Origin of the sequence: Profundibacter sp., from assembly GCF_965277155.1 — a bacterium.
In the GTDB taxonomy this organism is placed as follows: Bacteria; Pseudomonadota; Alphaproteobacteria; order Rhodobacterales; family Rhodobacteraceae; genus Profundibacter.
The window spans coordinates 228,662-253,628 of the sequence record NZ_CBDIBV010000014.1 but is presented as its reverse complement, the minus strand read 5'-3'; the positions used below and the strand labels follow the sequence as shown (position 1 = coordinate 253,628).

The following is a 24,967-nucleotide window of genomic DNA, read 5'->3' as shown; positions in this document are numbered from 1 at the left end:
ATGCCTGCGGCGCGGATATTTGGGCCATTTGGAAGGATAGGCGATGATTACTTTGCATCATGTGGCACAGGCGCGCAGTTTTCGCACCCTTTGGCTGTTGCAGGAGATGGGGCTGGAATTCGAGGTTCGGCAGTGGAACTTCTTTGACAAATCCATGCGGGGGCCGGAGTTTAAGGCGTTGTCGCCAGCCGCGCGGGTACCGGCGCTGGAAATTGACGGACGGGTGCTGTTTGAATCGGGCGCGATCACCGAATATCTGGTGGAAACGCGGCCCGAGTGCGGCTTGGGACGAGCAGTGGGGGACGTCGAGCGGGCGGACTGGTTGCAGTGGTTGCATTTTGCCGAAACGATTGGCCAGCATCTGGCGAACCTGACGCAGCATCATATCGCCCTGCGTGATCCGGCCATGCGGTCGCCAACCGTGATGCGGCTGGAGGCCAAACGGCTGGAGAAGGCGCTGGAGGTGGTGGACCGTGCGGTGCAGGGGCAGGACTATTTACTGGGCAGCGGGTTTTCGGCGGTGGATGTGAATGTTGGCTATGGTGTGATGATCGCGCGCCATTTCGTGCCGGGGGATTTGTTGCCTGCGCTGGACGGTTATTATCAGCGATTGGTCGCACGCGATGCTTTTGCGCTGGCCAAGGCGCGTGATGGTGATACGGTGATTTACAGAGACGCGTTTTATGCACCACCTGAGGAGGGTTGAGAGATGGCCGGGAATTTCGTTGAAATATTCGAGGTGGGGCCGCGGGACGGCTTGCAGAATGAACCACGCGCCATTCCGGCGGTTGAGAAGATCGCGCTTGTGGACAAGCTGTCCGAAGCGGGGTTCCGGCATATCGAGGTGACCAGTTTCGTTTCCCCAAAGGCCGTGCCGCAGATGGCGGACGGGGCCGAGGTGTTGCAAGGGATCATCAAGGCAGACGGGGTGGCCTATACGGCACTGGCGCCCAACATGAAGGGGTATGAAGCGGCGGTTGCGGCCGGTGTGGACGAGATTGCGATTTTTGCCTCGGCTTCGGAGGGGTTCAGCCAGAAGAATATCAATTGTTCGATTGCCGAGAGTTTCGAGCGGTTTACGCCGATCCTGAAGGCAGCGCGTCACGCGGATATTCCGGTGCGCGGTTATGTTTCCTGCGTCACCGATTGCCCCTATGACGGACCGGTTGCGCCCGAGGCGGTGGCCAAGGTGGCGGCCGATCTGTTCGCGGCGGGCTGTTACGAGATTTCGCTGGGGGATACGTTGGGCAAGGGCACGCCAGACACGGTGGCGCGGATGCTGCTGGCGGTACTGAAAGAGGTGCCCGCGCACCGGCTGGCGGGACATTTTCACAACACCGACGGGCATGCGATCGCCAATATCGATGCGGCGCTGGCGCTGGGCCTGCGGGTGTTTGATGCGGCGATTGGTGGATTGGGCGGTTGTCCCTTTGCGCCGGGGGCCGAGGGGAATGTGGCAACCGAGGCGGTGCAGGAACATGTGACCGCGCTGGGTTATGAAACCGGATTGTGCAGCGAAACGCTGCAAGAGGCCGCCGAAATGGCGCGGAAAATGCGACAGGGATAAGCAATGTTTGAAACGATCAAGGTAGAGACCGACGCGCGCGGGGTGGCTGTGCTGACTTTGAACCGGCCCGAGAAACACAATGTGTTGTCGGCGCAGATGATTGCCGAGTTGATCGAGGTGGCTGGGCAACTGGGGGATGATCCTTTGGTGCGGGTTGTGGTTTTGACCGGTGAGGGGCGCAGTTTTTGTGCCGGTGGCGATCTGGCGTGGATGGGGTCGATGATGAAGGCCAGTCCGGCCAAGCGGGCCGAGGGTGCGCGCGAGTTGGCGGCGATGCTGCAGGCGATCAACACCATGCCAAAGCCCGTGATCGGGCGGCTGAACGGGCAGGCCTATGGCGGCGGTGTGGGTATGGCCTGCGTCTGCGATGTGGCTATCGGGGTTGAGGGCGCGCGGTTCGGGTTGACCGAAACAAGGCTGGGGCTGATTCCGGCCACCATCGGCCCCTATGTCGTGGCGCGGATGGGCGAGGCCAATGCGCGGCGCGTGTTCATGTCATCGCGCCTGTTTGATGCGGACGAGGCGGTGACGCTGGGGGTGATTGCCAAGGTCGTCGCGCCGGATGAACTGGATGCCGCCATCGAGGCCGAAGTATTGCCTTATCTGGCATGTGCGCCCGGTGCTGTGGCCGCGGCCAAACAGATGGCGCGGGAGCTGGGGCCGCGCATTGATGACGAGGTGGTGGGCAAAACCATTGACGCGCTGGTGGCCCGTTGGGACGGCGAGGAAGCCCACGAGGGGATCGCGGCGTTTTTCGAGAAGCGCAAGGCAGCCTGGGTGGTCGAGGGGTAGGCCGGTTTAACGGAGTTGCTGCGCAACGCTTTGTATCTCGCTGACGCTCGGGTATGGGGGCTGTTTGCCCCCCTTGCCTGCGGCAATTCCCCCCGAGGATATTTTTGCAAAAGAGAAGCAGGGATTCGGAGCGTTTTGGCGCCATGTAGGCAAAGCTTGATACAGATCAGCACACAATTGCATACAAAATGCACCAAGGGTCGAAATATCCTGCATTTGGGGGCACGGGTTCTGTTGACCCGCACATAAGGCAGGAGTAAACCACCAAAGAGCAACAACATGTGCAATACGAGCGCGTTAAGGAGCCACACGTGGAAGACCTGTTACGAGAATACCTCCCCATCCTTGTTTTTCTGGGTATGGCAACAGCATTGGGGGCGGTGTTGATCCTTGCCGCTGTCATCCTTGGGCCAACGAATCCCGATCCTGAAAAGCTGAGCGCTTATGAGTGCGGGTTTAATGCATTCGATGATGCGCGGATGAAATTCGATGTGCGATTTTATCTGGTCGCCATTCTGTTCATCATTTTTGATCTGGAGATCGCGTTTCTGTTTCCCTGGGCGGTGACGTTCAAGGATATGACGGATGTCAGTTTCTGGTCGATGATGGTGTTTCTGGCGGTGCTGACCATCGGCTTTGCCTATGAGTGGAAGAAAGGGGCACTGGAATGGGAGTGATGTCTGGAGCCAACACCGCCGGGGCCGACAAGGATGTATCGGTTCGCCTGATGAATGATGCCTTGCAGGACAAGGGTTTTCTGCTGACCACCACGGATGACATTATCAACTGGGCGCGGACCGGATCGTTGCACTGGATGACATTTGGTCTGGCCTGCTGTGCGGTTGAAATGATGCACACGGCAATGCCGCGTTATGACATTGAACGCTATGGCTTTGCACCGCGGGCCTCCCCGCGCCAGTCGGATGTGATGATCGTGGCCGGCACACTGACCAACAAGATGGCACCGGCGCTGCGCAAGGTTTACGACCAGATGCCCGAGCCACGTTATGTGATTTCGATGGGCAGCTGTGCCAATGGCGGCGGTTACTATCACTACAGCTATTCCGTGGTGCGGGGCTGTGACCGGATCGTGCCGGTCGATATTTACGTTCCGGGCTGTCCGCCGACAGCCGAGGCGCTGGTTTACGGTGTGTTGCAGTTGCAGCGCCGGATCCGTCGCACGGGCACTTTGATCAGGTAGGGGTGGATATGTCAGACGCATTGAATGAACTGGGCGCCCATATTCAGGCCAAACGGCCGGATGATGTGCTGTCCTATTGCGTGACCAACGGCGAGTTGACGGTCGAGGTTGCCCCGACGGGGCTGGTCGGCTTTGTCGAGTTTCTGAAGGTCGATCGCACCTGCCGGTTTTCATCATTGATTGATATTACCGCAGTGGATTACCCGACGCGGGTCAGGCGGTTCGACGTGGTTTATCATTTCCTGTCAATGTATCAGAACCACCGCATCCGGCTGAGATGCGCCATCCGCGAAGAGGAAAGCGTGCCGTCGATCACCGATGTGCATAAATCCGCTGGCTGGTTCGAGCGCGAAGTGTTCGACATGTTCGGCATTCTGTTTTCCGGCCATCCCGATTTGCGCCGTATCCTGACCGATTATGGCTTTCGTGGCCATCCGCTGCGCAAGGATTTCCCGACCTCGGGATATGTCGAAGTGCGTTATGATGAAGTAGAGAAACGCGTGGTATACGAGCCGGTTTCGCTGGTTCAGGAATACCGGCAGTTTGATTTCATGTCCCCGTGGGAAGGTGCGCAATACATCCTGCCTGGTGACGAAAAAACCGACGAGGCCAAGGGCTGATGGGAACCTCTAAAAATCCCCCAAAATCCGGCCTGACGGGGTAGAATCGTCATCAGGATGAAAATGATTCGACCGACGGGGTTTTGTCATGGGTCAGATGGGATTTTTTGATCTTTCCAGCCGATACGCGGGACTGGACAAATCTGGTGATCCGCTGGTGTTGCTCAACGACATGGTGCCGTTCGAGGATTACCGGGACGAGCTGAAGGCCATATGGCGCACGCCGCCCGAACAGCGCAAATCCAACGCTGGCCGCCCGCCTTGGGATGAGGTGCTGATATTCAAGACGATGGTTTTGCAGCAGCTCTACAACCTCTCTGACGATCAGATCGAGTATCAGATCCGCGACCGCCTGTCGTTCATGCGGTTTCTCGGCCTTGGCATTGAAGACAGCGTACCTGACGCCAAGACCATCTGGGCCTACCGTGAAAGGCTGGCCGGGGCCGGGAAGATGAAGGAGCTGTTTGACAAGTTCGATGCCTTTCTGCGCGAAAAGGGCTATCTGGCGATGGGCGGGCAGATTGTTGATGCGAGCATCGTTCCGGCGCCGCGCCAGCACAACAAAAGGGACGAGAACGAGAAAATCAAGGCGGGCGAAACGCCTGAAGAGTGGGAGGAAAAACCCCACAAGAAGCGCCAGAAGGACGTGGATGCGCGCTGGACGAAGAAGCACGGCAAGAGCTATTACGGCTACAAGAACCACATCAATGTCGACCGGCGGCACAAATTCATCCGCGCTTATGATGTCACCGATGCCGCCGTGCATGACAGCCAGGCGCTTGCCGGTCTGATTGATGCGAGCAACACCTCATCGGACCTGTGGGCCGACAGCGCCTATCGCTCGCAAAAGATCGAAAGCGAGCTGGAAGAGCGGGGGCTTCACAGCCATATCCATCACAAGGGCAGGCGCGGCAAGCCGCTTGGCGAGCGCCAGCAAAAGGCCAACCGGAGGCGCTCGAAAGTGCGGGTCCGGGTCGAGCATGTATTCGCTTTTCAGGAGCGCTCCATGGGCGGCAAGCTGATCCGCTCCATCGGCCTGAAGCGGGCGCGATTTCGCATCGGGATGATGAACCTGGTCTACAACATGAAGCGCTTCGTCCAGTTCGAATGCGGCCTGGCGGCGCCGGGATAAGGGTTCATGGGGTGAGGTGTGCCTGAAATACCCAAAACCGGCTTGAAACCGGTGAAAATGGGTTTATGATCCGAAGCAATCAGGCGGGACAGGCGAAAAACCGTCCACCCCGCCGCGAAGAAGGCGAAAACGGGAATTTACAGAGGTTCCCTATAGATGGAAATAGCCACGGTTGTGTCTCGAAAGTGGTGGAAATTGATTTCAGGCACCTCCGAGCGGGTTGAGTTATGCGCCGGTCAGGCGGCTTGGTCAAGGGTTGCGTCGGCGACGGGCTGAGCGAGCGTTTCCCAGCCATCGACCTTTCGCATGACGATCTGCCCCGAGGCCATCAGAGCCCAAAGCAGCATCGGCACGGTCTCGGCGCATGGCAGCACGGTCTGGGTCTTGATGCGGCGGCGGAATTCCTCGTTCAGGCGTTCGATCGCATTTGTCGTTCTGGCCGATTTCCACTGGCCTTGTGGCAGACGCGTGAAGGTGAAAAGCTTATCTCCTGCTTCTTCCAAGCTGTCAGCGACGGCCTTGCATTTCAGCCGCCATTTTCGCAGAAATGCCTTGCGGCGGGTGGCGATTTCCTCGGGTGTTTTGGCGTAGATCATGTCGCGGTAATCTTCTGTCAACTCATCATGCATACGCTTGGGTGCCTTGGCCAGAAGGTTGCGGTGCTTGTGCACCGTGCACCTCTGGATCGGCAGATCTTCACCCCAGAGGGCAATGAGAGCGACCTCAAGTCCCGGTGCCCCGTCCACGATGACAAATTCGGGCCGTTTCAACCCGCGCGCATCCAGATCGTTGATGAACTGACGCCAGGCGGAGGTGCTTTCGCCGCCCATGTTCATCAGTGATAACAAGACCTTCTGCCCATCCCGGCGCACGCCAATCGCGGCCAGAACCGAGATATTGGTGGCCTTCCTGTCAATCCGCGTTTTGATCACGGTGCCGTCCAGGATCAGCCGCACGATGTCTTCATCCGCAAGGCTGCGGGCGCACCACGCCTGCCAGTCCACCTTCACCTTGCGCCAGGCGCGGCTCACCACATCCTTGCTGACCGCCCCCTGAAACAGGCCGAACAGGGCGCGTTTTACCCGCCGTGTGTTGGTGCCCGAAAGGTAGACAGCAGCGATCAGCGCCTCGGCCTTCTTCGTCAGCCGCTGGTAGCGGGGCAATGCCTTCGAGCGCCATTCTCTGGCCTTGCCGGCCTCGCCTGTGATCCGCGCACGCGGCACGCGCACCGTTTCGGTTCCAAATGTTCCGACCAGTTGCCGCTCGCGATGCCCGTGGCGGTATCCGGCCTTTGCCCCGCCGCTGCGGCCATACCGGCAACGGCCCAGAAACTGCTCCAGCTCCTCTTCGAAAACCGCCTCGATCGTCGCGCGGATGTTCTGGCGCAGCCGGTCTTCAATCGGGTCATAGCCTGCTTCATTGGCCAGTAGCGCGGATGTCGATGTTGCTGTATTCTTTGTCATGGCGTGATCTCCTTGGCGGTTCCAGCCGCCGGTTGGGTGGCTTCGATGCACCCGGAGATTACGCCGTCCTCGAATTTCCACCAAACTCGCGACACTACCAAATATTCTGAAAACGGCCCGGTATGATCTATTACCCAGTCATATCGGGCCGTTGTTAATATCAATCCTGTTCTTGCTAATTTAATCCTCGACCCATTCCCATGGCCGCGTGTATTCACCCAGCAAGTGCGCCACCGACGCTTCATCGACATCCCCGGTTTTGGCAACCTGCGCAACCAGCCCGCGTTTTTTACTATCGACCACGCGGATCACTTCGGCCGCCATCCCCGCCTTGTTCAAGGCATCATTATAAACCCGCACGATTGCCCGCTTTCGCAAGTCCGGTTTGAACACTTTGCCAACCGCAGTTTTCGGTAGCTCGTCCAGGATTTCCAGATGTTTGGGTCGCGCTGCACGTTCGTGAACATGCTTGTTGGCAAATTCCATCAGTTCCTCGACACTCGCCTCTGCTCCGTCCACCAGCTCGACATAGACGCAAGGCAACTCACCGGCAAAGCTGTCCGGCTGCCCGATGGCACCGGCAAAGGCCACGGCAGGGTGCCCCGCCAATGCCTCTTCAATCTCGGCGGGGTCAATGTTGTGACCCCCGCGAATGATCAGATCCTTGGCCCGACCTGTGATCCACAGATAGCCATCTGCATCCAGCCGGCCCAGATCACCCGTACGCAGGTATTTTTCATCTGCATAAAGGCCAATATTTTTAGGCGCTTCGGTATAGGTATTTCCTGGGAACACACCCGGATTGAAAACGCAAATCTCGCCGACCTCGTCAACGCCGCATTCTTTCTTGATTGTCCCGTCTTCGGCGCAATCAAGGATACGCACATCTGTATAAGGGAACGGCAAACCAACCGAGCCGATCTTCTTCTCGCCATCCAGCGGGTTGATCGCCACCAGACAGGTTGCCTCGGTCAAACCATAGCCTTCGACCAGATTAACGCCGGTGGTTTTTTCAAACCGGTTGAATAATTCGACAGGCAGCGGTGCCGATCCGGAAAAGGCTGTTTTCAAGCTGGATACATCCGCGTCCACCGGCCGCTGCATCAGCGCGGCAATAGCTGTGGGAACGGTGATAACGAATGTAACCTTATAGCGCTCGATCAGCTTCCAGAAGTTGTCAAACACCCCGTCCCCGCGATAACCAGCTGGCGTCGGGAACACCACATGAGCACCCGATGCAATCACCGCCATCAACACCACCTGCACCGCGAAAACATGGAACAGGGGTAGCGGGCAAATCAGCGTGTCGTTTTCATCGAACAACAGGGTATCACCCAGCCAGCCGTTATAGATCATACCGGAATATTTGTGCTGTGCCACTTTGGGCATCCCCGTGGTGCCGCCGGTGTGGAAATAGGCTGCCACACGGTCCCCTTCCGAATCCGGAAAATCCAGGGTGGTATTCTGGCGTGATATTTCCTTGGTGAAATTCACCACCCGCGCGTTATGCGTCACAGGGTTTTTCGGGCGGATCAATCCCGCGATCCAGCTTTTGGGCGGAGACAAGTAGCGCAGCAAATCCACCTCGACCACAGTCTTTACATTCGGGGCCAGCGCGACCGCTTCAGCAGCCTTTTGCGCGACATCTGATTTGGGAAAGGATTTCAAAGTCACCAGAACCTTGGCCCCAGTTTCCCGCAGGATCGAGGCAATCTGTTCAGCCTCCAGCAGCGGATTAATTGGGTTGACGATACCCGCGATCGACCCAGCCAGCATAGTCATCACAGTTTCATTGCTGTTGGGCAGCAGATAGGCCACCACATCATCTTCACCAACACCCATGCTACGGAACATATTCGCTGTCTGCACGACTTTGGTATGCAGCCCGCGCCATGTCAGCGTCTCGGCCTTGTCCGTCGGCCCCGAGGTAATCTGAAATGATACCGCATTGCGGTTGCCGTGTTTTTCCGCCACCCGTGTCAGGAACTGATACATGGTCTGGGGCAGATCACGATCCTCCCAGGCCCCCTCTTTTTCGATCGCGTGAACATCAGCCAAAGTCGCAAAACGTGCCATTCATTCCTCCCCGTGTCTGCGTTGTGCAGAGCTTGTTATAGGGAAAAATGCGCGGAAACGGCGTGGCACGCAAGGGCTACGCTGCGAAAAAATCTATTCGGCAGCGATTCCGTCCGTAAATTGCAGCTTGGCCAGACGCGCATACAGCCCGCCCTGGGCCACCAGATCCTTGTGGCTACCTTCGGCAACGATCTGGCCATTTTCGAATACCAGTATGCGATCGGCCTTTTTCACAGTTGCCAGCCGGTGCGCCACAATCAGGGTCGTGCGGTCAACCGCCATGCGTTCAACGGCCTGCTGCACAGCGCGTTCAGATTCAGCATCCAGAGCCGAAGTTGCCTCGTCCAGCAGCAAAATTGGGGCATCACGCAGAATAGCCCGCGCAATTGCGATGCGCTGCTTTTGTCCACCTGACAGCATCACACCGCGTTCCCCGACATAGGTTTCATACCCTTCCGGCAATGCGGTCAGGAAATCATGTGCGGCGGCGGCCTTGGCGGCCTCTTCAACCTCGTCATCGGTTGCACCGGGACGACCAAAGCGGATGTTTTCACGCGCAGATGTGGCAAAAATTACCGGATCCTGCGGCACCAGCGCAATCGCCTGCCTGAAATCCCCTCGCGCCATATCGTGCAGGTCGATGCCATCAATTGTGATGCGTCCGGTTTTTGGATCATAGAACCGCAGCAACAACTGGATGATGGTAGATTTACCCGCACCGGACGGCCCCACCAACGCCACGGTTTCACCGGCTTTGATGTCCACCGAAACGCCATTCAGCGCAGCATGTTCGGGGCGGGCAGGGTAATAGAAGCTGACATCTTCAAAGGCGATTGCCCCTTTGGCCGGCCTGGGCAGCAAAACAGGTTGGGCCGGGTCCTTTACTGTATCCTCGGTTTCCAGCAGTTCGATCAACCGTTCGGTTGCACCGGCCGCTCGCTGCAGTTCACCCCAGATTTCAGAAAGTGCACCAACAGCACCGGAAACCAGAATGGCATAGATCAGGAACTGCACCAACTGACCGGGCGTCATTACTTCGGACTGCACATCGCGCGCGCCGATCCACAGAACCCCGACGACCCCGCTGAAGATCAGGAAGATCACAATCATCGTCATCACCGCGCGGGTACCGATCCGCCGGCTGGCCGCAGTAAAGGCTTTTTCGGTCACGTCATTAAAAGCCTCGGCTGTGGCCTCTTCCTGCGTAAAGGCCTGTACAGTTTGCACGGCCCCTAAAGATTCCGATGCAGAACCCGAACTAGCGGCAATCCAGTCCTGATTTTCACGGCTGAGTTTGCGCAGGCGGCGGCCCAGCACAATGATCGGGATGATCACCGCAGGCACGATCAGCAGCACCAGACCGGTCAGTTTCGCACTGGTATAGAGCATCAGTGCCATGCCGCCGAATAACAGCAGCACGTTGCGCAGTGCAACCGAAACAGAAGAGCCAATTACAGATTGGATCACTGTTGTATCAGTGGTGATCCGCGACAGGATTTCGCCAGTCATGATGCGTTCATAAAACGCGGGGCTAAGGGTGATCACGCGGTCAAACACCGCCTTGCGGATATCCGCAACCACCCGTTCCCCTAGGCGTGTCACCAGATAATAACGCAACCCCGTGCCAATAGCCAAAGCTGCAGCAATCGCCAGTGCTGCCCCGAAGTACTGATCCAGAAGGGCTGCGTTTTCTTCGCCAAACCCGTCAACCACGCGGCGCACAGCCATCGGTAATATCAGGGAAATCGTTGCAGTAAACACCAGCGCGACGCCAGATAGCACCACCATCAGTGTATAAGGGCGCAAGAAAGGCACCAAACCGGACAGCGCGCTGACCTTTTTGGATTTCTCTCGTTTATCCATGTCAGGAGTCGTACCGCGTGCCATATTAACCCGTCCTTGTTCGCTTGTTCAGGCTTGCGTCATAAAACTTTGGCACGCGGTGAACAAGTGGTGGATCGTCACAGGTGGTTGATACCGGTTTTGCTGGAGCGGGCGGCGGGAATCGAACCCGCGTCATTAGCTTGGAAGGCTAAGGTCTTACCACTACACAACGCCCGCTTACAGGTGGCGATTACTATTGGATCGGCGGGATATGGTCAAGCGGCTATCGCGGGCAACTGCAAATCCGGCCCTTCCGGTGTGGGGAATAATATTCAGGGCAGAATACAGAGTGATTTTAGGCTATACATGAATTGAACCCGTATTATTGGAGCCAATATGGAAAAGCACCCCTCTGTGAATGTCTATGGCAAAGCCCTTGACCCCTGCTCGCTAGACCCGCTGACCGGTTTCTTTCGGGACGGGGCCTGCAATACCTGTAACGAGGACAAAGGCAGCCATACGGTTTGTGTCATCATGACCGATGAATTTCTGGCCTTCTCCAAATACCTTGGGAATGATTTGTCCACACCCCGTCCCGAATTCAATTTCAGCGGGCTGAAGGCCGGCGATCAATGGTGCCTATGTGCCAGCCGGTTTCTGCAAGCCGTTGACGAAGACTGTGCACCAAAAGTCAATCTGGCCGCGACACACAAACAGGCGCTGGAGATTATCCCCATCGAGATGCTTGAAAAACATGATTTTCTGGATCGCTTGAATTAATCACAAACGGGAATAACGGCCACAGGCAAAAGCGCCCTACTCGGCGACCAGCGCATCACCCATCAGATCGTCAATAAACAGGCTCAGCAACTGTGGTCGCCCACTGACACCCGCCTTGCGGTAAATCGCATTGGTCTGGGCCTTGATCGTCCCCTCGGAGGTGTTGCGCATTTCGGAAATCTCGCGGGTGGAAAACCCCTTGATCGCAAACAGCGCCACATCCTGCTCGGCCGGCGTTAGCCCCCATTCGTCCAGCTTTTCATTCAACATTTCCATAAATGCGCCGGATGCCGCCTTTAGCTGTGTTTCCAACCGTTGCCTGCGCTTGTGGGCGCGACGTAGGGCCATTGCGCTGACAATCGAGCCAACGACAAGCCCCAAAGCGGCTGAAATCTCCATCAGCTCGTACAACATCCAGCTGGTCGGCATTAGTGGCAACCCAAAGACCGTTAAAGCCATATCGGCGATGAAAAACACGGAACACACAACCTGAATAATCAGGGCAACCAAGATGAGATTCTTATCTGACACGCAAAATGTTCCTTTTACAGCAGCTGCTACTTTCAGTCATGATCGCTTTCGCCATCGCCACCTTCGCCATCACCACCACCGCCATCACCACCACCGCCATCACCTTCGCCATCACCACCGTCGCCGTCATTACCACCGTCGCCGTCATCGCCACCGTTACCCTCTGGATTAATTGCAATCGGATCAGGCGAATTTGCGGATTGGACATTTGACGACCATCTATCCCGCATGATTTCTCCTGTAATTGGGTGGATAACCAGTTCTCGTGTATATGTCTCGCTGGTGGCAGTAATCCGGATGCGGCCCAGCAGTGTTCGCTGGACCTGAATATCATTATACCCTTGTTTGCGTAACTGCGACACAGCGCTATCTGCAATCGGGTTGGCAAGAACCGGCTGGGCCACCGGCAAGGCCATGGCAAGAACAAGAATAAATATGATCCGTTTCAACATTATGAAACCTCTTCACCCTACACCGTTTTACGGGATGCCCCCTCCAAAGGGCAACTCACGAAAGGAATACCCCCGCATCCTTCCTCTGCCATGGTATATAGGCCGGAATGAGGCAATAAAAATTGACCGCGGGTTTATACAGCCCATTCTTTCATGCAGTAAACCAAAGTTTAGCACATCATAGAGCAGTTATGCCCCGGTATCCATATCCACGCCCAGCGCCTTGGCCACGGTGAAAATATCCTTGTCGCCACGGCCACACATGTTCATGCATATCAGGTGATCCTTTGGCAAAGTCGGTGCAATTTTCATCACGTGGGCCAGCGCATGGCTGGGTTCCAGTGCCGGAATAATACCTTCCAGCTCGCAACTCAGCTGGAATGCCTCCAGCGCCTCGACATCAGTGATCGATACATATTGCGCGCGGCCAATGTCGTGCAGCCAGCTGTGTTCGGGACCGATACCGGGGTAATCCAGACCGGCCGAGATCGAGAACCCTTCCAGAATTTGCCCGTCATCGTCCTGTAACAAATAGGTGCGGTTACCGTGCAGCACACCGGGCCGGCCACCGGTCAGCGACGCGCAATGCTCCATCTTGGCATTCACACCCTTACCACCGGCCTCGACCCCGATGATGTTGACGCTGTCGTCATCCAGAAACGGGAAAAACAGCCCCATCGCGTTCGAGCCACCACCGATAGCCGCCACCAGCGTATCAGGCAAACGCCCCTCGGCGGCTTGCATCTGTTCTTTGGCCTCTTTGCCGATTATTGCCTGAAAATCACGCACCATCGCCGGATACGGGTGCGGACCGGCCACCGTGCCGATGCAATAGAATGTGTCGTCCACATTGGTTACCCAGTCACGCATCGCGTCATTCATCGCGTCCTTCAGCGTGCCACGGCCGGATGTTACAGCCACAACCTCGGCCCCCAGCAGGCGCATACGGAACACATTGGGCGCCTGACGTTCAACATCGTGCGCCCCCATATAGACCACGCATTTCAGCCCGAATTTGGCGCAAACCGTAGCCGTTGCCACCCCGTGCTGCCCCGCGCCGGTTTCGGCGATGATGCGCGTTTTGCCCATGCGGCGTGCCAGAATGATCTGGCCCAGCACATTGTTGATCTTGTGCGCGCCCGTGTGGTTCAATTCATCCCGTTTCAGATAAATCTTGGCTCCGCCCAGATGTTCGGTCAGCCGTTCGGCGAAATACAGCGGGCTGGGGCGGCCAACGTAATGGGTCCACAGATCGTTCATCTCCGCCCAGAAACTGTCGTCCGTTTTGGCGCGCTCGTATTGCTCTTCCAGTGACAGGATCAGCGGCATCAGGGTTTCCGATACGAACCGCCCGCCAAAATTGCCAAAGCGGCCATTTTCATCGGGGCCTGTTTTGTAGCTGTTTATCCGGTCGTTCATCCTGCTTCTCCCTGCGCGGCCCTGATAAAGCCTGCGATCAATTCTTCATCCTTTACCCCCGGCGCGCTTTCCACGCCCGAGGAAACATCCACTTGCCGCGCGCCCGTCAGGCGCACCGCTTCGGCCACATTTGCAGGGGTTAACCCACCGGCAAGCATCCACGGCGAAAACCAGCGCCGGTTCGTAATCAAACGCCAGTCAAACGCCAAACCATTGCCGCCAGGCAGATCCGCGCCCCTGGGTGGCTTTGCATCCACCAGCAACTGATCAGCCACCAGCCCGTATTCATCCAGCGCTTTCAAGTCGCCTTCGTCCGCCACGCCCACAGCCTTCATCACCGGCAACCCGTAGCGCTGTTTTACCTCGGCCACCCGTTCAACAGATTCGGCGCCATGCAACTGCAACATATCCAGCGGCACAGCCTCCAGAATGGCATCCAGCGTGGCATTATCCGCATTCACCACCAACGCTACTTTGGCCACACCGATCGGCACATCGACGGCCAGATCGCGGGCCTGCGCTATGCTGACATTGCGCGGTGATTTCGGGAAAAATACGAACCCCAAATACCCTGCCCCAGCTGCAACAGCCGTTGCTACATGGTGCGGCGTGCTTAGCCCGCAAATTTTGACTTTTGTTTCATGTGCCATAAAGGGCGTTTAACGCCTTCAGGCGCTCTTCTCAAGCAGGGCTAGGATTTCATCCTTGTCATCCGCCTTGTCACCCTTCAAACGCACCACTTCGCGCTCAAGCTTTTTGACATCACGTTGCGCACGAACGGCCTCGGAACGAATTCTGTGTTCGCGGAACCACTCCCAGACAAAGCCGATCAGCAGACCGGCGACGATCCCAAGGAAAATGATCACGAACAGCGGCAATTCCAGTGTATTGGGCAGCAGGGCGAACCCTGCCAGTTCTTCGGGCAGCAGATGCAGTGTGACCGATGCGCGATTGGCCATCGCAATCGTCAGCAAACAGACCGCAAGGGCCAGAATAAAAGCATATCGAATGTAACGCATGGGAACTAACCCCGATTATTTACCGTTCAGACGGTCCCGCAACAGTTTGCCGGTCTTGAAGAACGGCACATGTTTTTCCTCGACCTTAACGGATTCGCCGGTGCGTGGATTGCGACCGATCCGCGCGTCGCGCTTTTTCACCGAAAAGGCGCCGAAACCACGCAGTTCAACACGGTTTCCCGCAGCCATCGCGTCGATTATTTCTTCGAAGATGGTGTTGACGATGCGCTCGACGTCCCGTTGATAAAGATGTGGATTTTCATCCGCAATTTTCTGAACCAACTCTGATCTGATCATCCGTTCCGTCCCCCGAGAATAAAGTTTTTGCAGATAGCTTTGCAAAGGCAGCTGATGCGCGACTATCCCACCGACTATAAGCGGTAATTTTTCATTTGAGAAACAAATTGCAGGGGCAATCAGCAGAAATTTTCAGGCTAATGCGCTGATTTAGAGCGATATTACGTCGCGGAAGGCCATTTTTCGCATTTGCCACCCGCATTATGGCGCCCGCCGCCATTTGCAAGCAACTGCCGATTCGCACGAAAAAGGCGGCCCCGCTTGACACAGGGCCGCCCAAATTTTGTTACCCTAAGCGGGTTTATTCTTCTTCGTCACCCTTCAGGGCTGCGCCCAGAATGTCACCCAATGACGCGCCCGAGTCGGAGGAACCGTATTGTGCCACGGCCTCTTTCTCTTCGGCGATCTCGCGTGCTTTGATCGACAGACCCAAACGGCGGGTCTTGGCGTCGATGTTGGTGACGCGAACGTCGATCTTGTCGCCAACCTGGAAGCGCTCGGGGCGCTGCTCGGCACGATCGCGCGACAGGTCGGAACGACGGATGAAGGATTTCATGCCTTCGTATGTCACTTCGATGCCACCATCCTCGATCGAGGTGACTTCGACAGTGATGATCGAACCGCGTTTCACGCCATCGGTCGCACCTTCGAACGGATCACCGTCCAGTGCTTTGATCGACAGGGAAATGCGTTCTTTTTCAACGTCAACTTCAGTGACAACCGCTTTGACCACGTCGTTTTTGTGGTAGTCGCCAATCACGTCTTCGCCACGGCCTTCCCATGTCAGATCCGACAGGTGAACCATGCCGTCGATGTCGCCGTCCAGACCAATGAACAGACCGAATTCGGTGATGTTCTTGACTTCGCCTTCGACTTCGGTGCCGGCGGGGTGTGTTTCTGCAAACACTTCCCACGGGTTGCGCTGGGTCTGTTTCAGGCCCAGGGAAACGCGGCGCTTGGCGCTGTCGATTTCCAGAACCATGACTTCGACTTCTTGCGAAGTGGAAACGATCTTGCCCGGATGGACGTTCTTTTTGGTCCAGGACATTTCCGAAACGTGAACCAGACCTTCAACGCCCGGCTCCAGTTCAACAAATGCGCCGTAGTCGGTGATGTTGGTCACGCGACCAGTGTGCACAGATTCCAGCGGGAATTTGGCTTCGACCAGCGACCAGGGATCATCCTGCAGCTGTTTCAGGCCAAGGCTGATACGGTGGGTTTCCTTATTGATCTTGATCACCTGAACATTGATCGTTTCACCGATCGACAGGATTTCGGACGGGTGGTTCACACGACGCCACGCCATGTCGGTGACGTGCAACAGCCCGTCAACACCGCCCAAATCAACAAACGCACCGTATTCGGTGATGTTCTTGACCACACCTTCGATGGTATCCCCTTCGGCCAGTTTGCCGATAACTTCGGCACGCTGTTCGGCACGGGATTCTTCAAGGATAGCACGACGCGATACAACGATGTTGCCACGGCGACGGTCCATTTTCAAAATCTGGAACGGCTGCTTCAGACCCATCAGAGGGCCAGCGTCACGCACGGGGCGCACGTCAACTTGCGATCCTGGCAGGAACGCAACAGCGCCGCCCAGATCAACAGTAAAGCCGCCTTTGACGCGGCCAAAGATGGCACCATCAACGCGTTCTTCGTCAGCGTATGCTTTTTCCAGACGATCCCAGGCGGCCTCGCGACGGGCCATTTCGTGGCTGAGAACAGCCTCGCCCTTGGAGTTCTCGACCTGACGCAGAAATACTTCTACCTCGTCGCCAACTGCGATTTCGGGTTCTTCACCGGGATTTGCGAATTCTTTAATGTCGACGCGGCCTTCCATTTTATAGCCTACGTCGATGATGGCCTGACCGCTTTCGATTGCGATAACTTTGCCTTTTACGACAGACCCTTCTTTGGGTGTGTCAATTTCGAAGCTTTCGTTCAAGAGGGCTTCGAAGTCCTCCATAGATGCTGAGTGAGCCATGTGGTCTCGGTTTCCTTACGTTTATGTTACTGGCCGTGCGGTTGGCTCCGCCGGTCTTTCAGGTTGACGTTGGTCGAATCGGGATGCCCCAACACAAAACCACATAATACTAAAGGGCCGGAGGTTAATCCCGACCCTGCTCGTATCATGTGCTATGGCTCTGACGGCCCTTCGACCCGCGCTATATAGGGCGGGAACGCCTGTAACGCAAGGGCCACCGGCAAGTTTCGCCAGCCGAAAACCGCCTCAGCCGATCAGCCCCAGTTTCAGGTATCGATTGGCCCCGACCGTAAACATGTAAATCCCCGGCAAAATGAACGTCACACCCAGCGCAAGTTTCCACAGTCCGTATCCATTCACGACACCCAGTTCGACCACCTCGCCGGGTTTCAGAGACAATTGAACCGGTTGCGAGCCACACCAGTCCACCCGTGCGATCACCTCATGTTCGCCAGCCGGAACTTTTAACCGCAATGTTCCGTTTTTAGATACCTTGCCAGCGATTATCCCGTCGATTACGATCTTGTAGGCGCGCGCCCCGTCCACCCAGCCGCCGCCGCGACGGACAACAATTTCACTGATCCCCAAGTCGGAATTCATGACAGTGAGTCCTCTGAAAGCCGCCCATCAATCACCCTAACTGCCTTGGCCACCGCCTCGTCAATCGACATTTCGCTGGTATCTAACACCACCGCATCCTTTGCCGCCACCATCGGTGCCGCTTCCCGCTCGCGATCCCGTGCATCCCGTGCCCGCAAATCTTCCAGCACCCCGTCGCGGGTTACATCCTGCCCTTTGCCCGACAATTCCAGATACCGCCGCTCGGCCCGCACCTCGTCACTGGCTGTGACAAACAGCTTCACCTGTGCCTCGGGACAAATCACCGTGCCAATATCGCGCCCGTCCAGCACAGCACCGCCGTTACGCAGCGCAAAGGCATGTTGGAAATCCAGCAGTGCCTGCCGCACCTCGGGGATCACCGCCACCTTGCTGGCCGCTTGCGCCACTTTGGAGGTGCGCAATTCATCGCCTTGCAAATCTTCGGCCTGTAATGCCTTTGCGGCCTGAACCGGATCTACCCCGTCCAGCACCTTGCGCCCCACGGCCCGATACAACAGCCCCGTGTCCAGATGGGCAAAGCCAAAATGATCCGCCACCGCCCGCGAAATCGTCCCCTTGCCCGAGGCCGCCGGCCCGTCGATTGCCACTGTGAAACTCATTGCTTGTCATCCCTGCTCTGGACATTTCCCCCTTTCTATTCCCCAATGCCCCCAAGAAAAAGCAGTTTTGAAAAAGTAGTGCATTATGACCCGTATCCTGATGATCCTCACCCTTTGTCTGGCCGCCACAGCGCCGCGTGCCGATACCCAGCTCACTCCGTTTGCTTTCGATCTGCAAAAACAGTTTGAGGCCTGTATCAACACCCCGCCCGAAAACCTTTATCGCAAGTGCCAAGGTATCCTTACCGCCAGCTACACCCTGCGCCGCGAAATTGCATATGCGCTGGACACCTGCCAAACAGCCAACGTCGAGGGCTGCGTGACGGCTTTCAATAATGCCGGTTTCCCTGCCGATCGCCTGAACATCGCCACGCTTGAACGCTGCGAGATGCTGGGCCATCTGGAAGAGGTTGATGTTCGCGAGGTTCCCGAAAATTCCTGCATCGAAAAAATCGCCAGCAACATCGAGCGCAACAGCATCCCCACCAGCCATAACACCGACATATCCTGCGGTATCAACTATATCGAATGCGCCGAAATCGTTTCTCTGGGTCGGAAGTACTGGGAAATTGCGACTTTCATTTTATATATAGCCAAATTGCAGGCCATCCCTGACTCTACCGATTTCATCAACGACAGCACCACCAGCCACCGTTACTACAGCCTACTGGAACGCCAGCATCGGTTGCAGATTGATCTGGCCGAAACCAGCTGCAACATCCAAACCGTCATTCCCCACTGGGCCAACACCATAGATTACGAGGAATGCATGGGCGAAGCCTATGCCAGAATATGGCTCAACATGAACGCGGAAGAGGAGTAGAAGCCTGATAAACCCCGCCATCATATTCGCGATACTTCTTGCCACCGGCCTGCCGGCCTATAGTGACACGCCGCTTGAATATTTCGGTTTTGCCGCTGTGAATTGCGGTCTGGATGATCCGCATGATGATATCGTAAAAACCGATTACACCGACGAAGTTGCCGGTTTTACCAACCTCAATCAGGTCTGCATTGCCCAAAACACGCAGACCACCGCCCAAAGGCTGCGCCAATCCGCCCGCCATTTCACCCCGCTGCTTTACATCGAGCCGGTCTTTTTCAGCGAACAGAATGGGCAGCTTCAGCCAAATACCCAACCCAATGCCCTGTTGCCAATGCTGCAACAGGCCATCAAGCACAGCGGCGTCCCGCCCCGCGATCTGGTCTTTTACCTTGCAGACGAACCAATCCACCGCCACCTGCCCCATGCCGATCTTGAACAGGCCGCCCAAACCCTGCGCACCCTGTATCCCGAAACCCCGATCATGGTGATCGAGGCCTATTCCCCGAATGGCCCCGCCCAAATCCCCCGTAACATCCAGTATTGGGGATTCAACGCTTACACTGTGGCCGATCCCGCAACCGAGCCGCGTTACACCACCTACCTGAACCGCGCCGCTGCCATGTTAGGGCCGGATCAGGCGCTGGTTATGGTGATGGACACGCACCACACACCTTTCCACACCCGTGCGGGACTAGGTGAAAACGACATGGCAGCTGTGGCGCGCGCCTATTACGCCTATGCCCAAAACCGCGGCGATATCGCGGCCCTGATCGGCTATACTTGGGCAGGGGGTATCGACGGTGACTGGGAAATCGGCGCGCGCAACCTGCCCGCATCGGTTCTGGATAAATACCGCGAAATCGGCCGCGCCATCACCGGAAAATAACCCTGCTCTTGCATATGATCGTTCATCAAATAGGCATTACTCTTTGTGAACCATAGTGGTCAGCGCCGGATCACCCGCATCCGCCTTGGGCAGATCATCCCCCAACTCGTAATAATCCCCCTTGTCGGCACAGAAAATATGCCCCGCCATCTTTATCCCCGTCGGCCCGTCCAGCGTGCCCGCGAATATCGACAGGTTCACCCCCGGCCCGTCCCAAAACAGGTTGCTGCCACAGGTGCCGCAAAACCCGCGCCGCGCCGTATCCGAGGATTGATACCATGTCACCTTGCCCGTGATCTCGATATCATCCCGATGGCACGAGGTCGCCGCCACATGATGCCCGCTGCTCTTGCGGCACTGGGTGCAATGGCAGGCCACCACCGGACGCAAAGGCCCGCACACCACATAGGTCACCGCCCCGCATAAACATCCACCTGTTTTCATGTCTTCCTCCCGACCTTGCGCCAAACCAGCATTGCCAGCCCCGCGATCAGTGCCAGCATCGCCACTGTCACCGCACCGGACTTCAACAATGTCCAGCGGCTGGCCGTTGCCGCCATATCCGGCGTTATCCCTTCCAGCCCCGCCCGTAACATCACCGCCACAGCCGCGTTTTCCAGATAATCAAACACAGTGCCCGCCAGCGCAAACACAATCGCAACCCGGCGTAACGCCCCGCGAAACAAAAAACCGAAGGCCATCACCAATGTGACCCCCAGCAACGCCGGATAGGCCGTATCCAGCCATTGCTGCACGTCCAGATAAAACGCACGCCCCTCCGGCGACAGTGCAGTCAGAAACGCCTGTGCTTCGTCAAAGGAATATCCCGTCGGGCGCAAATCAAACGCTGGCAATCCGCCCGCATCCGCCATGATCAATGGCAAAGACCACAACACCATCACCAGATAGACACCCATCATCACCGCGAATATCATCCAGAAAGTCAGGCGCATCTGTGTTCTCCTAATTACTGCGCTCCAGCCGCGCCCCCAGTTTGGTCATCAATGGCACAAATATCGGGAAACTGGTGGTGATCGGCGCGCCATCATCTATCGAAACCGGCTGCTGGCTGGCCATGCCCAGCACCATGAAACTCATCGCAATCCGGTGGTCCAGATGGGTCTTGCACATCCCGCCACCTTTAACCGATCCGGTTCCCTGCCCCGTCACCGTCAGCATATCCTCGGATTCCTCGATCATCACCCCGTTGGCCTGCAGTCCCCGCGCCATGGCGTCAATTCGGTCGCATTCCTTGACCCGCAATTCCTTGACCCCGCGCATCACCGTCGCGCCCGTTGCATTGGCCGCCACCACCGACAGGATCGGGTATTCGTCAATCATGCTGGCCGCACGTTCCGGCGGTACCGTGATCCCCACCATATCAGGCGAATAGCGCACCCGCAGATCGGCCACCGGCTCGCCGCCCTCGATGCGTTCATTCTCATAAGTCAGGTCCGCGCCCATTTCCCGCAGCGTGGTGAACAACCCGTTGCGCGTCGGGTTCAAGCCGATCCCGGGCACCAATATGTCCGAGCCCTCAACAATCAGTGCCGCACAGACCGGAAACGCCGCCGAAGACGGATCGCGCGGCACCACAATATCCTGCGCCTGCAATTCCGGCTGACCAGTCAAGGTGATCACGCGGCTCGCTTCGGTTTCCTCGATGGATATATCCGCACCAAACCCCGCCAGCATCCGCTCGGTATGATCCCGCGTTGCCTCGTGCTCGATTACCACGGTTTGTCCCGGCGCATTCAGCCCCGCCAACAACACCGCTGATTTCACCTGCGCCGAGGGCACTTCCATTTCATAGCGCACCGGCACCGGATCGACCGCCCCGACAATGGTCATCGGCAACCGGCCACCAATGCGGCCATAGGCCTGCGCCCCGAACAACCCGGCCGGCCCCGTAATCCGCCCCATCGGACGGCTGCGCAAGCTCGCATCTCCCGTGAATGTCGCTGTAATCGGAGATGTCGCCATCGCCCCCATGATCAAGCGAACACCGGTGCCGGAATTACCGCAATCAATCACATCATCCGGCTCGGCAAAGCCACCAACCCCGACGCCGAACACAGACCACTCGCCGCCGCCATGTTCGATCACATCCGCGCCAAAGGCGCGCATCGCCCGTGCCGTATCCAGCACATCGTCGCCTTCCAGCAATCCGGTGATCCCTGTCTCGCCCACCGCCAGCGCCCCCAAAATCAGTGCCCGGTGCGAGATCGACTTGTCGCCCGGCACCTCGGCCACACCCGTTAGCGCACCGCATTTGCGGGATTTCATCGGGGTTGCTTCACCATGACCTGACATCGCAGTTTCCTCGTCAATATTCATTTCCCCCTGCATAACCCAAGCCAATTGCCTGCACCATGCCCTCCCCATTATCGTTCCATAAATATCCGCGCCGCAGGCATGAAATCTCTTTTTCGCGCCCTCACAATTTCCGAAACGTCATATAATGGGGCACCCTGCCTTCACGCAGCGCCTTCTTTTCATAGCGGGTGGAAATCCAGTCCCCCCAGGGCTTGCGCCAATCGTCCGGCCCTTCGGCCAGCCATTCAAAATCATCCCGCGCCATCATCTGCTCCATCGTCTGGCGCACATAATCGGGAATATCTGTCGCCACACGGAAAATAGCCCCCCTTTTCAACACCTGCGCCAAGGGGTCCAGATGTTCTGGTGTGACAAACCGGCGGCGATGGTGGCGCGCCTTTGGCCACGGGTCGGGATACAGTAAAAACGCCCGATCAATGGACCCATCGGGCAGCACATCGAACAGATCGCGCACATCTCCGGGATGCACCGCCACGTTATCCACTCCGGCCTCGCGGATTTTGCCCAGTAGCATCGCCACCCCGTTGATATACGGCTCGCAACCGATAATCCCGACATCGGGGTTCTGGACGGCCTGATGCACCATATGCTCGCCGCCGCCAAACCCGACCTCAAGCCACACCGGCCGGCCGCCAAACAGCGCCTTCAAATCCAGCGGCACACGATCGGGGTTTTCATCCCACCCCACAGCGCCGGGCGATAGTCTGGCCAGATCCTCGTCCAGATACACTTTCTGGCTATCGCGCAGCGCCTTGCCCTTCAAACGGCCATAGAAATTGCGATGCGGGCGCTTGGGTGTTTGTTTTTCCTGTGTCATGAGGCGGCTTGTTGCCAAACGCCGCCCCAAGGTCAAGCCCGCATTGGTTTAATCGTCGTCATAATTCCCGCGTTTTGCCCCTCGGTGACAGGCCATGCAATTCGATTTGCTGCGCACCCGCGGGTCTTTAAAGGCACTGGGGCGCACCTCATATTTATGGATCCCAACCCACCACGGCATTTCGGTAATCCGCACTGGCGTTTCACTGTCCTTGATCCCGCGCAAAGCGCCCCGTGTGCGCCCGCCGGTATCGGCGGCGTTGGCCTCGAGATACGCCTGAATCTTCTTGGTAACATCCGGATCAAGAGAGGCATCTTCACCAAAATGGTTGTCCAGTGTCGAAGTGATCAGATGCCACGACCGTTTGGGCATCAGCTGCGCCGGAAAGGCCATGTGGCAATCCGAGCATTCCCGCTCGAACGCCTTACGTCCGGATTCGGCCGCCGCCCCTTGCGCCGCCGCGACCAAAGCCACAAAAGACAGCCCCGCACATAATATCCCTGCCGTATTTTTCCAAAGTCTCATAGTGGCATCCTTTCCTTAAATGCTTGAAAGATAGGCCAGAATATCGGCCTTTTGAGCAGCACTACATTCGCGGCCGGTTACGGTTTTGCAATTGCGGCGGAACCATTTCGCCACTTTGGCACTGTCAGTGAATCGCTGCGGATTGGCCGAATGGGCCATTGGTGCTATTTCCTTGCCCGCGCGGGTGTGACCGATGCCTTTCAGATTGCTGGTATGGCAGGTCAGGCAACTGGGTGTTTCCGGTTTGCCGCCAGTATGTTTGCCGGTAAAAAATGCTTTGCCGCGTGTGGCAGAGGGGGTTGATCCCGCCTGTGCAGCAAAACCCGCAATCAGCTTCTGTGGCGTGGTATCCCCTGCTGTGGCGCTTGTCGCCAACAGCAAACCTGACAGGGCCAGATAGATAATTTTCATTCTATTACTCCTTACTCTTTCTTACGGAATTTCAACTTGGAACGGGTTGAACCAACCGCTCTCGGCATCTTCATGACAAGCCACGCAATTCGAGCGTGCCCGAACAGCTTTGCTTTTGAATATCGCATCCGACAGGCCACGGTGCCGCGCACGCCAAAACGACGTGTCGGTCAGCGAATTGATACCCCTTGCCGGATTCAGCCGAAACACATTGGCCGCCCGTGTGTCCGCCGTTTCCGCGGCATTTGCCATCAGCCAGTCGCGGATTTCGGCCGTGCTTTCATCGTCAAGCGAAGCATCCTCGCCATAGTGATCTTCTAGCGTAGCGGTGGTTGTGTCTCGAAAGTGGTGGAAATTGATTTCAGGCACCTCCGAGCGGGTTGAGTTATGCGCCGGTCAGGCGGCTTGGTCAAGGGTTGCGTCGGCGACGGGCTGAGCGAGCGTTTCCCAGCCATCGACCTTTCGCATGACGATCTGCCCCGAGGCCATCAGAGCCCAAAGCAGCATCGGCACGGTCTCGGCGCATGGCAGCACGGTCTGGGTCTTGATGCGGCGGCGGAATTCCTCGTTCAGGCGTTCGATCGCATTTGTCGTTCTGGCCGATTTCCACTGGCCTTGTGGCAGACGCGTGAAGGTGAAAAGCTTATCTCCTGCTTCTTCCAAGCTGTCAGCGACGGCCTTGCATTTCAGCCGCCATTTTCGCAGAAATGCCTTGCGGCGGGTGGCGATTTCCTCGGGTGTTTTGGCGTAGATCATGTCGCGGTAATCTTCTGGGAACCTCTAAA

Annotated in this window: 31 protein-coding genes, 1 tRNA gene and 1 pseudogene; 11 read left to right on the top strand and 22 right to left on the bottom strand. The window is 57.1% G+C overall.

What is annotated here, in order from left to right:
- The first annotated feature begins 43 nt into the window (after positions 1-43).
- The 8 genes from ACQY4M_RS22155 to ACQY4M_RS22120 all read left to right on the top strand — a co-directional run bounded on the left by ACQY4M_RS22155 (position 44) and on the right by ACQY4M_RS22120 (position 5,536).
- Positions 44-706 (top strand): glutathione S-transferase family protein, encoded by a 663-nt coding sequence (locus ACQY4M_RS22155; protein ID WP_428548916.1) that lies wholly within the window; start codon positions 44-46, stop codon positions 704-706.
- 3 nt (positions 707-709) lie between these two features.
- Positions 710-1,567 carry a hydroxymethylglutaryl-CoA lyase gene (locus ACQY4M_RS22150; protein ID WP_428548913.1) on the top strand — a complete coding sequence of 286 codons (858 nt, stop codon included), beginning with the start codon at positions 710-712 and terminating at the stop codon, positions 1,565-1,567.
- A gap of 3 nt (positions 1,568-1,570) precedes the next feature.
- On the top strand, positions 1,571-2,359 hold the full coding sequence (locus ACQY4M_RS22145) for a crotonase/enoyl-CoA hydratase family protein (RefSeq protein ID WP_428548910.1): 789 nt from the start codon (positions 1,571-1,573) through the stop codon (positions 2,357-2,359).
- 311 nt (positions 2,360-2,670) lie between these two features.
- Positions 2,671-3,036 carry an NADH-quinone oxidoreductase subunit A gene (locus tag ACQY4M_RS22140; RefSeq protein ID WP_428548907.1) on the top strand — a complete coding sequence of 122 codons (366 nt, stop codon included), beginning with the start codon at positions 2,671-2,673 and terminating at the stop codon, positions 3,034-3,036.
- On the top strand, positions 3,027-3,560 hold the full coding sequence (locus ACQY4M_RS22135) for a NuoB/complex I 20 kDa subunit family protein (protein ID WP_428548904.1): 534 nt from the start codon (positions 3,027-3,029) through the stop codon (positions 3,558-3,560). The genes ACQY4M_RS22140 and ACQY4M_RS22135 overlap by 10 nt, the downstream gene beginning before the upstream one ends.
- Before the next feature lie 8 nt (positions 3,561-3,568).
- A complete protein-coding gene (locus ACQY4M_RS22130) occupies positions 3,569-4,180 on the top strand; it encodes an NADH-quinone oxidoreductase subunit C (RefSeq protein ID WP_428548901.1) in 612 nt (203 codons plus the stop codon).
- Between the two features lie 88 nt (positions 4,181-4,268).
- On the top strand, positions 4,269-5,312 hold the full coding sequence (locus tag ACQY4M_RS22125) for an IS5 family transposase (protein ID WP_428539227.1): 1,044 nt from the start codon (positions 4,269-4,271) through the stop codon (positions 5,310-5,312).
- A gap of 65 nt (positions 5,313-5,377) precedes the next feature.
- Positions 5,378-5,536, top strand: a complete 159-nt coding sequence (locus ACQY4M_RS22120) for a hypothetical protein (RefSeq protein WP_428547863.1) — start codon at positions 5,378-5,380, stop codon at positions 5,534-5,536.
- A 12-nt stretch (positions 5,537-5,548) separates the two neighbouring features.
- On the opposite strand, the gene ACQY4M_RS22115 is transcribed toward ACQY4M_RS22120, so the two are convergent.
- From ACQY4M_RS22115 to ACQY4M_RS22100, 4 genes are all read right to left on the bottom strand, one after another.
- On the bottom strand, positions 5,549-6,775 hold the full coding sequence (locus ACQY4M_RS22115) for an IS256 family transposase (RefSeq protein ID WP_428539582.1): 1,227 nt from the start codon (positions 6,773-6,775) through the stop codon (positions 5,549-5,551).
- A gap of 180 nt (positions 6,776-6,955) precedes the next feature.
- The gene (locus ACQY4M_RS22110; RefSeq protein ID WP_428548898.1) at positions 6,956-8,851 is read right to left on the bottom strand and encodes an acyl-CoA synthetase; all 1,896 of its coding nucleotides are present in this window, start codon (positions 8,849-8,851) and stop codon (positions 6,956-6,958) included.
- Positions 8,852-8,944: 93 nt separating this feature from the next.
- A complete protein-coding gene (locus tag ACQY4M_RS22105) occupies positions 8,945-10,738 on the bottom strand; it encodes an ABC transporter transmembrane domain-containing protein (protein WP_428548895.1) in 1,794 nt (597 codons plus the stop codon).
- A 100-nt stretch (positions 10,739-10,838) separates the two neighbouring features.
- A tRNA-Gly gene (locus ACQY4M_RS22100) sits at positions 10,839-10,912 on the bottom strand.
- Between the two features lie 159 nt (positions 10,913-11,071).
- Between ACQY4M_RS22100 and ACQY4M_RS22095 the strand changes: the two genes are divergently transcribed.
- Positions 11,072-11,455 (top strand): DUF2237 family protein, encoded by a 384-nt coding sequence (locus ACQY4M_RS22095; protein ID WP_428548892.1) that lies wholly within the window; start codon positions 11,072-11,074, stop codon positions 11,453-11,455.
- Between the two features lie 36 nt (positions 11,456-11,491).
- Here ACQY4M_RS22095 and ACQY4M_RS22090 read toward each other — a convergent pair whose 3' ends face one another.
- From ACQY4M_RS22090 to ACQY4M_RS22050, 9 genes are all read right to left on the bottom strand, one after another.
- A complete protein-coding gene (locus tag ACQY4M_RS22090) occupies positions 11,492-11,884 on the bottom strand; it encodes a helix-turn-helix transcriptional regulator (RefSeq protein WP_428548889.1) in 393 nt (130 codons plus the stop codon).
- Positions 11,885-12,018: 134 nt separating this feature from the next.
- The gene (locus tag ACQY4M_RS22085) at positions 12,019-12,438 is read right to left on the bottom strand and encodes a hypothetical protein (protein ID WP_428548886.1); all 420 of its coding nucleotides are present in this window, start codon (positions 12,436-12,438) and stop codon (positions 12,019-12,021) included.
- A gap of 189 nt (positions 12,439-12,627) precedes the next feature.
- Positions 12,628-13,857: a tryptophan synthase subunit beta gene (gene trpB, locus ACQY4M_RS22080; RefSeq protein ID WP_428548883.1), complete on the bottom strand. Its 1,230-nt coding sequence runs from the start codon at positions 13,855-13,857 to the stop codon at positions 12,628-12,630.
- The gene (locus ACQY4M_RS22075) at positions 13,854-14,507 is read right to left on the bottom strand and encodes a phosphoribosylanthranilate isomerase (RefSeq protein ID WP_428548880.1); all 654 of its coding nucleotides are present in this window, start codon (positions 14,505-14,507) and stop codon (positions 13,854-13,856) included. The genes trpB and ACQY4M_RS22075 overlap by 4 nt, the downstream gene beginning before the upstream one ends.
- An 18-nt stretch (positions 14,508-14,525) precedes the next feature.
- Positions 14,526-14,876, bottom strand: coding sequence for a LapA family protein (locus ACQY4M_RS22070; protein WP_428548877.1), 351 nt, complete (start codon positions 14,874-14,876; stop codon positions 14,526-14,528).
- Between the two features lie 15 nt (positions 14,877-14,891).
- A complete protein-coding gene (ihfB, locus tag ACQY4M_RS22065) occupies positions 14,892-15,173 on the bottom strand; it encodes an integration host factor subunit beta (RefSeq protein ID WP_118941714.1) in 282 nt (93 codons plus the stop codon).
- 301 nt (positions 15,174-15,474) lie between these two features.
- Positions 15,475-17,160 (bottom strand): 30S ribosomal protein S1, encoded by a 1,686-nt coding sequence (rpsA, locus tag ACQY4M_RS22060; RefSeq protein ID WP_428548874.1) that lies wholly within the window; start codon positions 17,158-17,160, stop codon positions 15,475-15,477.
- Positions 17,161-17,406: 246 nt separating this feature from the next.
- On the bottom strand, positions 17,407-17,760 hold the full coding sequence (locus tag ACQY4M_RS22055) for a hypothetical protein (protein ID WP_428548871.1): 354 nt from the start codon (positions 17,758-17,760) through the stop codon (positions 17,407-17,409).
- On the bottom strand, positions 17,757-18,380 hold the full coding sequence (locus ACQY4M_RS22050) for a (d)CMP kinase (protein WP_428548868.1): 624 nt from the start codon (positions 18,378-18,380) through the stop codon (positions 17,757-17,759). The genes ACQY4M_RS22055 and ACQY4M_RS22050 overlap by 4 nt, the downstream gene beginning before the upstream one ends.
- An 85-nt stretch (positions 18,381-18,465) precedes the next feature.
- Here ACQY4M_RS22050 and ACQY4M_RS22045 point away from each other — a divergent pair, with 85 nt between their 5' ends.
- On the top strand, positions 18,466-19,203 hold the full coding sequence (locus ACQY4M_RS22045) for a hypothetical protein (protein ID WP_428548865.1): 738 nt from the start codon (positions 18,466-18,468) through the stop codon (positions 19,201-19,203).
- Here ACQY4M_RS22045 and ACQY4M_RS22040 read toward each other — a convergent pair.
- Positions 19,178-19,561, bottom strand: a complete 384-nt coding sequence (locus ACQY4M_RS22040; protein WP_428548862.1) for a hypothetical protein — start codon at positions 19,559-19,561, stop codon at positions 19,178-19,180. The two genes, ACQY4M_RS22045 and ACQY4M_RS22040, sit on opposite strands and share 26 nt — an antisense overlap.
- Between ACQY4M_RS22040 and ACQY4M_RS22035 the strand changes: the two genes are divergently transcribed.
- Positions 19,538-20,092, top strand: coding sequence for a hypothetical protein (locus ACQY4M_RS22035; protein WP_428548859.1), 555 nt, complete (start codon positions 19,538-19,540; stop codon positions 20,090-20,092). The genes ACQY4M_RS22040 and ACQY4M_RS22035 overlap by 24 nt on opposite strands.
- Positions 20,093-20,128: 36 nt before the next feature.
- Here ACQY4M_RS22035 and ACQY4M_RS22030 read toward each other — a convergent pair whose 3' ends face one another.
- The 8 genes and pseudogenes from ACQY4M_RS22030 to ACQY4M_RS21995 form a co-directional block, all read right to left on the bottom strand.
- Positions 20,129-20,536, bottom strand: coding sequence for a GFA family protein (locus ACQY4M_RS22030; protein WP_428548856.1), 408 nt, complete (start codon positions 20,534-20,536; stop codon positions 20,129-20,131).
- Positions 20,533-21,045, bottom strand: coding sequence for a hypothetical protein (locus ACQY4M_RS22025; RefSeq protein ID WP_428548853.1), 513 nt, complete (start codon positions 21,043-21,045; stop codon positions 20,533-20,535). The genes ACQY4M_RS22030 and ACQY4M_RS22025 overlap by 4 nt, the downstream gene beginning before the upstream one ends.
- 10 nt (positions 21,046-21,055) lie before the next feature.
- Positions 21,056-22,405 (bottom strand): 3-phosphoshikimate 1-carboxyvinyltransferase, encoded by a 1,350-nt coding sequence (aroA, locus tag ACQY4M_RS22020; protein WP_428549056.1) that lies wholly within the window; start codon positions 22,403-22,405, stop codon positions 21,056-21,058.
- Between the two features lie 124 nt (positions 22,406-22,529).
- Entirely contained in the window at positions 22,530-23,246 is a 717-nt protein-coding gene (gene trmB / locus ACQY4M_RS22015; RefSeq protein WP_428548850.1) for a tRNA (guanosine(46)-N7)-methyltransferase TrmB, read from the bottom strand.
- A gap of 48 nt (positions 23,247-23,294) precedes the next feature.
- Positions 23,295-23,771: a diheme cytochrome c gene (locus ACQY4M_RS22010; protein WP_428548847.1), complete on the bottom strand. Its 477-nt coding sequence runs from the start codon at positions 23,769-23,771 to the stop codon at positions 23,295-23,297.
- Positions 23,772-23,786: 15 nt separating this feature from the next.
- Positions 23,787-24,182, bottom strand: coding sequence for a DUF1924 domain-containing protein (locus tag ACQY4M_RS22005; protein ID WP_428548844.1), 396 nt, complete (start codon positions 24,180-24,182; stop codon positions 23,787-23,789).
- Positions 24,183-24,203: 21 nt separating this feature from the next.
- Entirely contained in the window at positions 24,204-24,551 is a 348-nt protein-coding gene (locus tag ACQY4M_RS22000) for a hypothetical protein (protein ID WP_428548841.1), read from the bottom strand.
- A gap of 27 nt (positions 24,552-24,578) precedes the next feature.
- Positions 24,579-24,953: pseudogene (locus ACQY4M_RS21995) on the bottom strand (transposase); the annotation flags it as partial.
- Positions 24,954-24,967 lie beyond the last annotated feature (14 nt).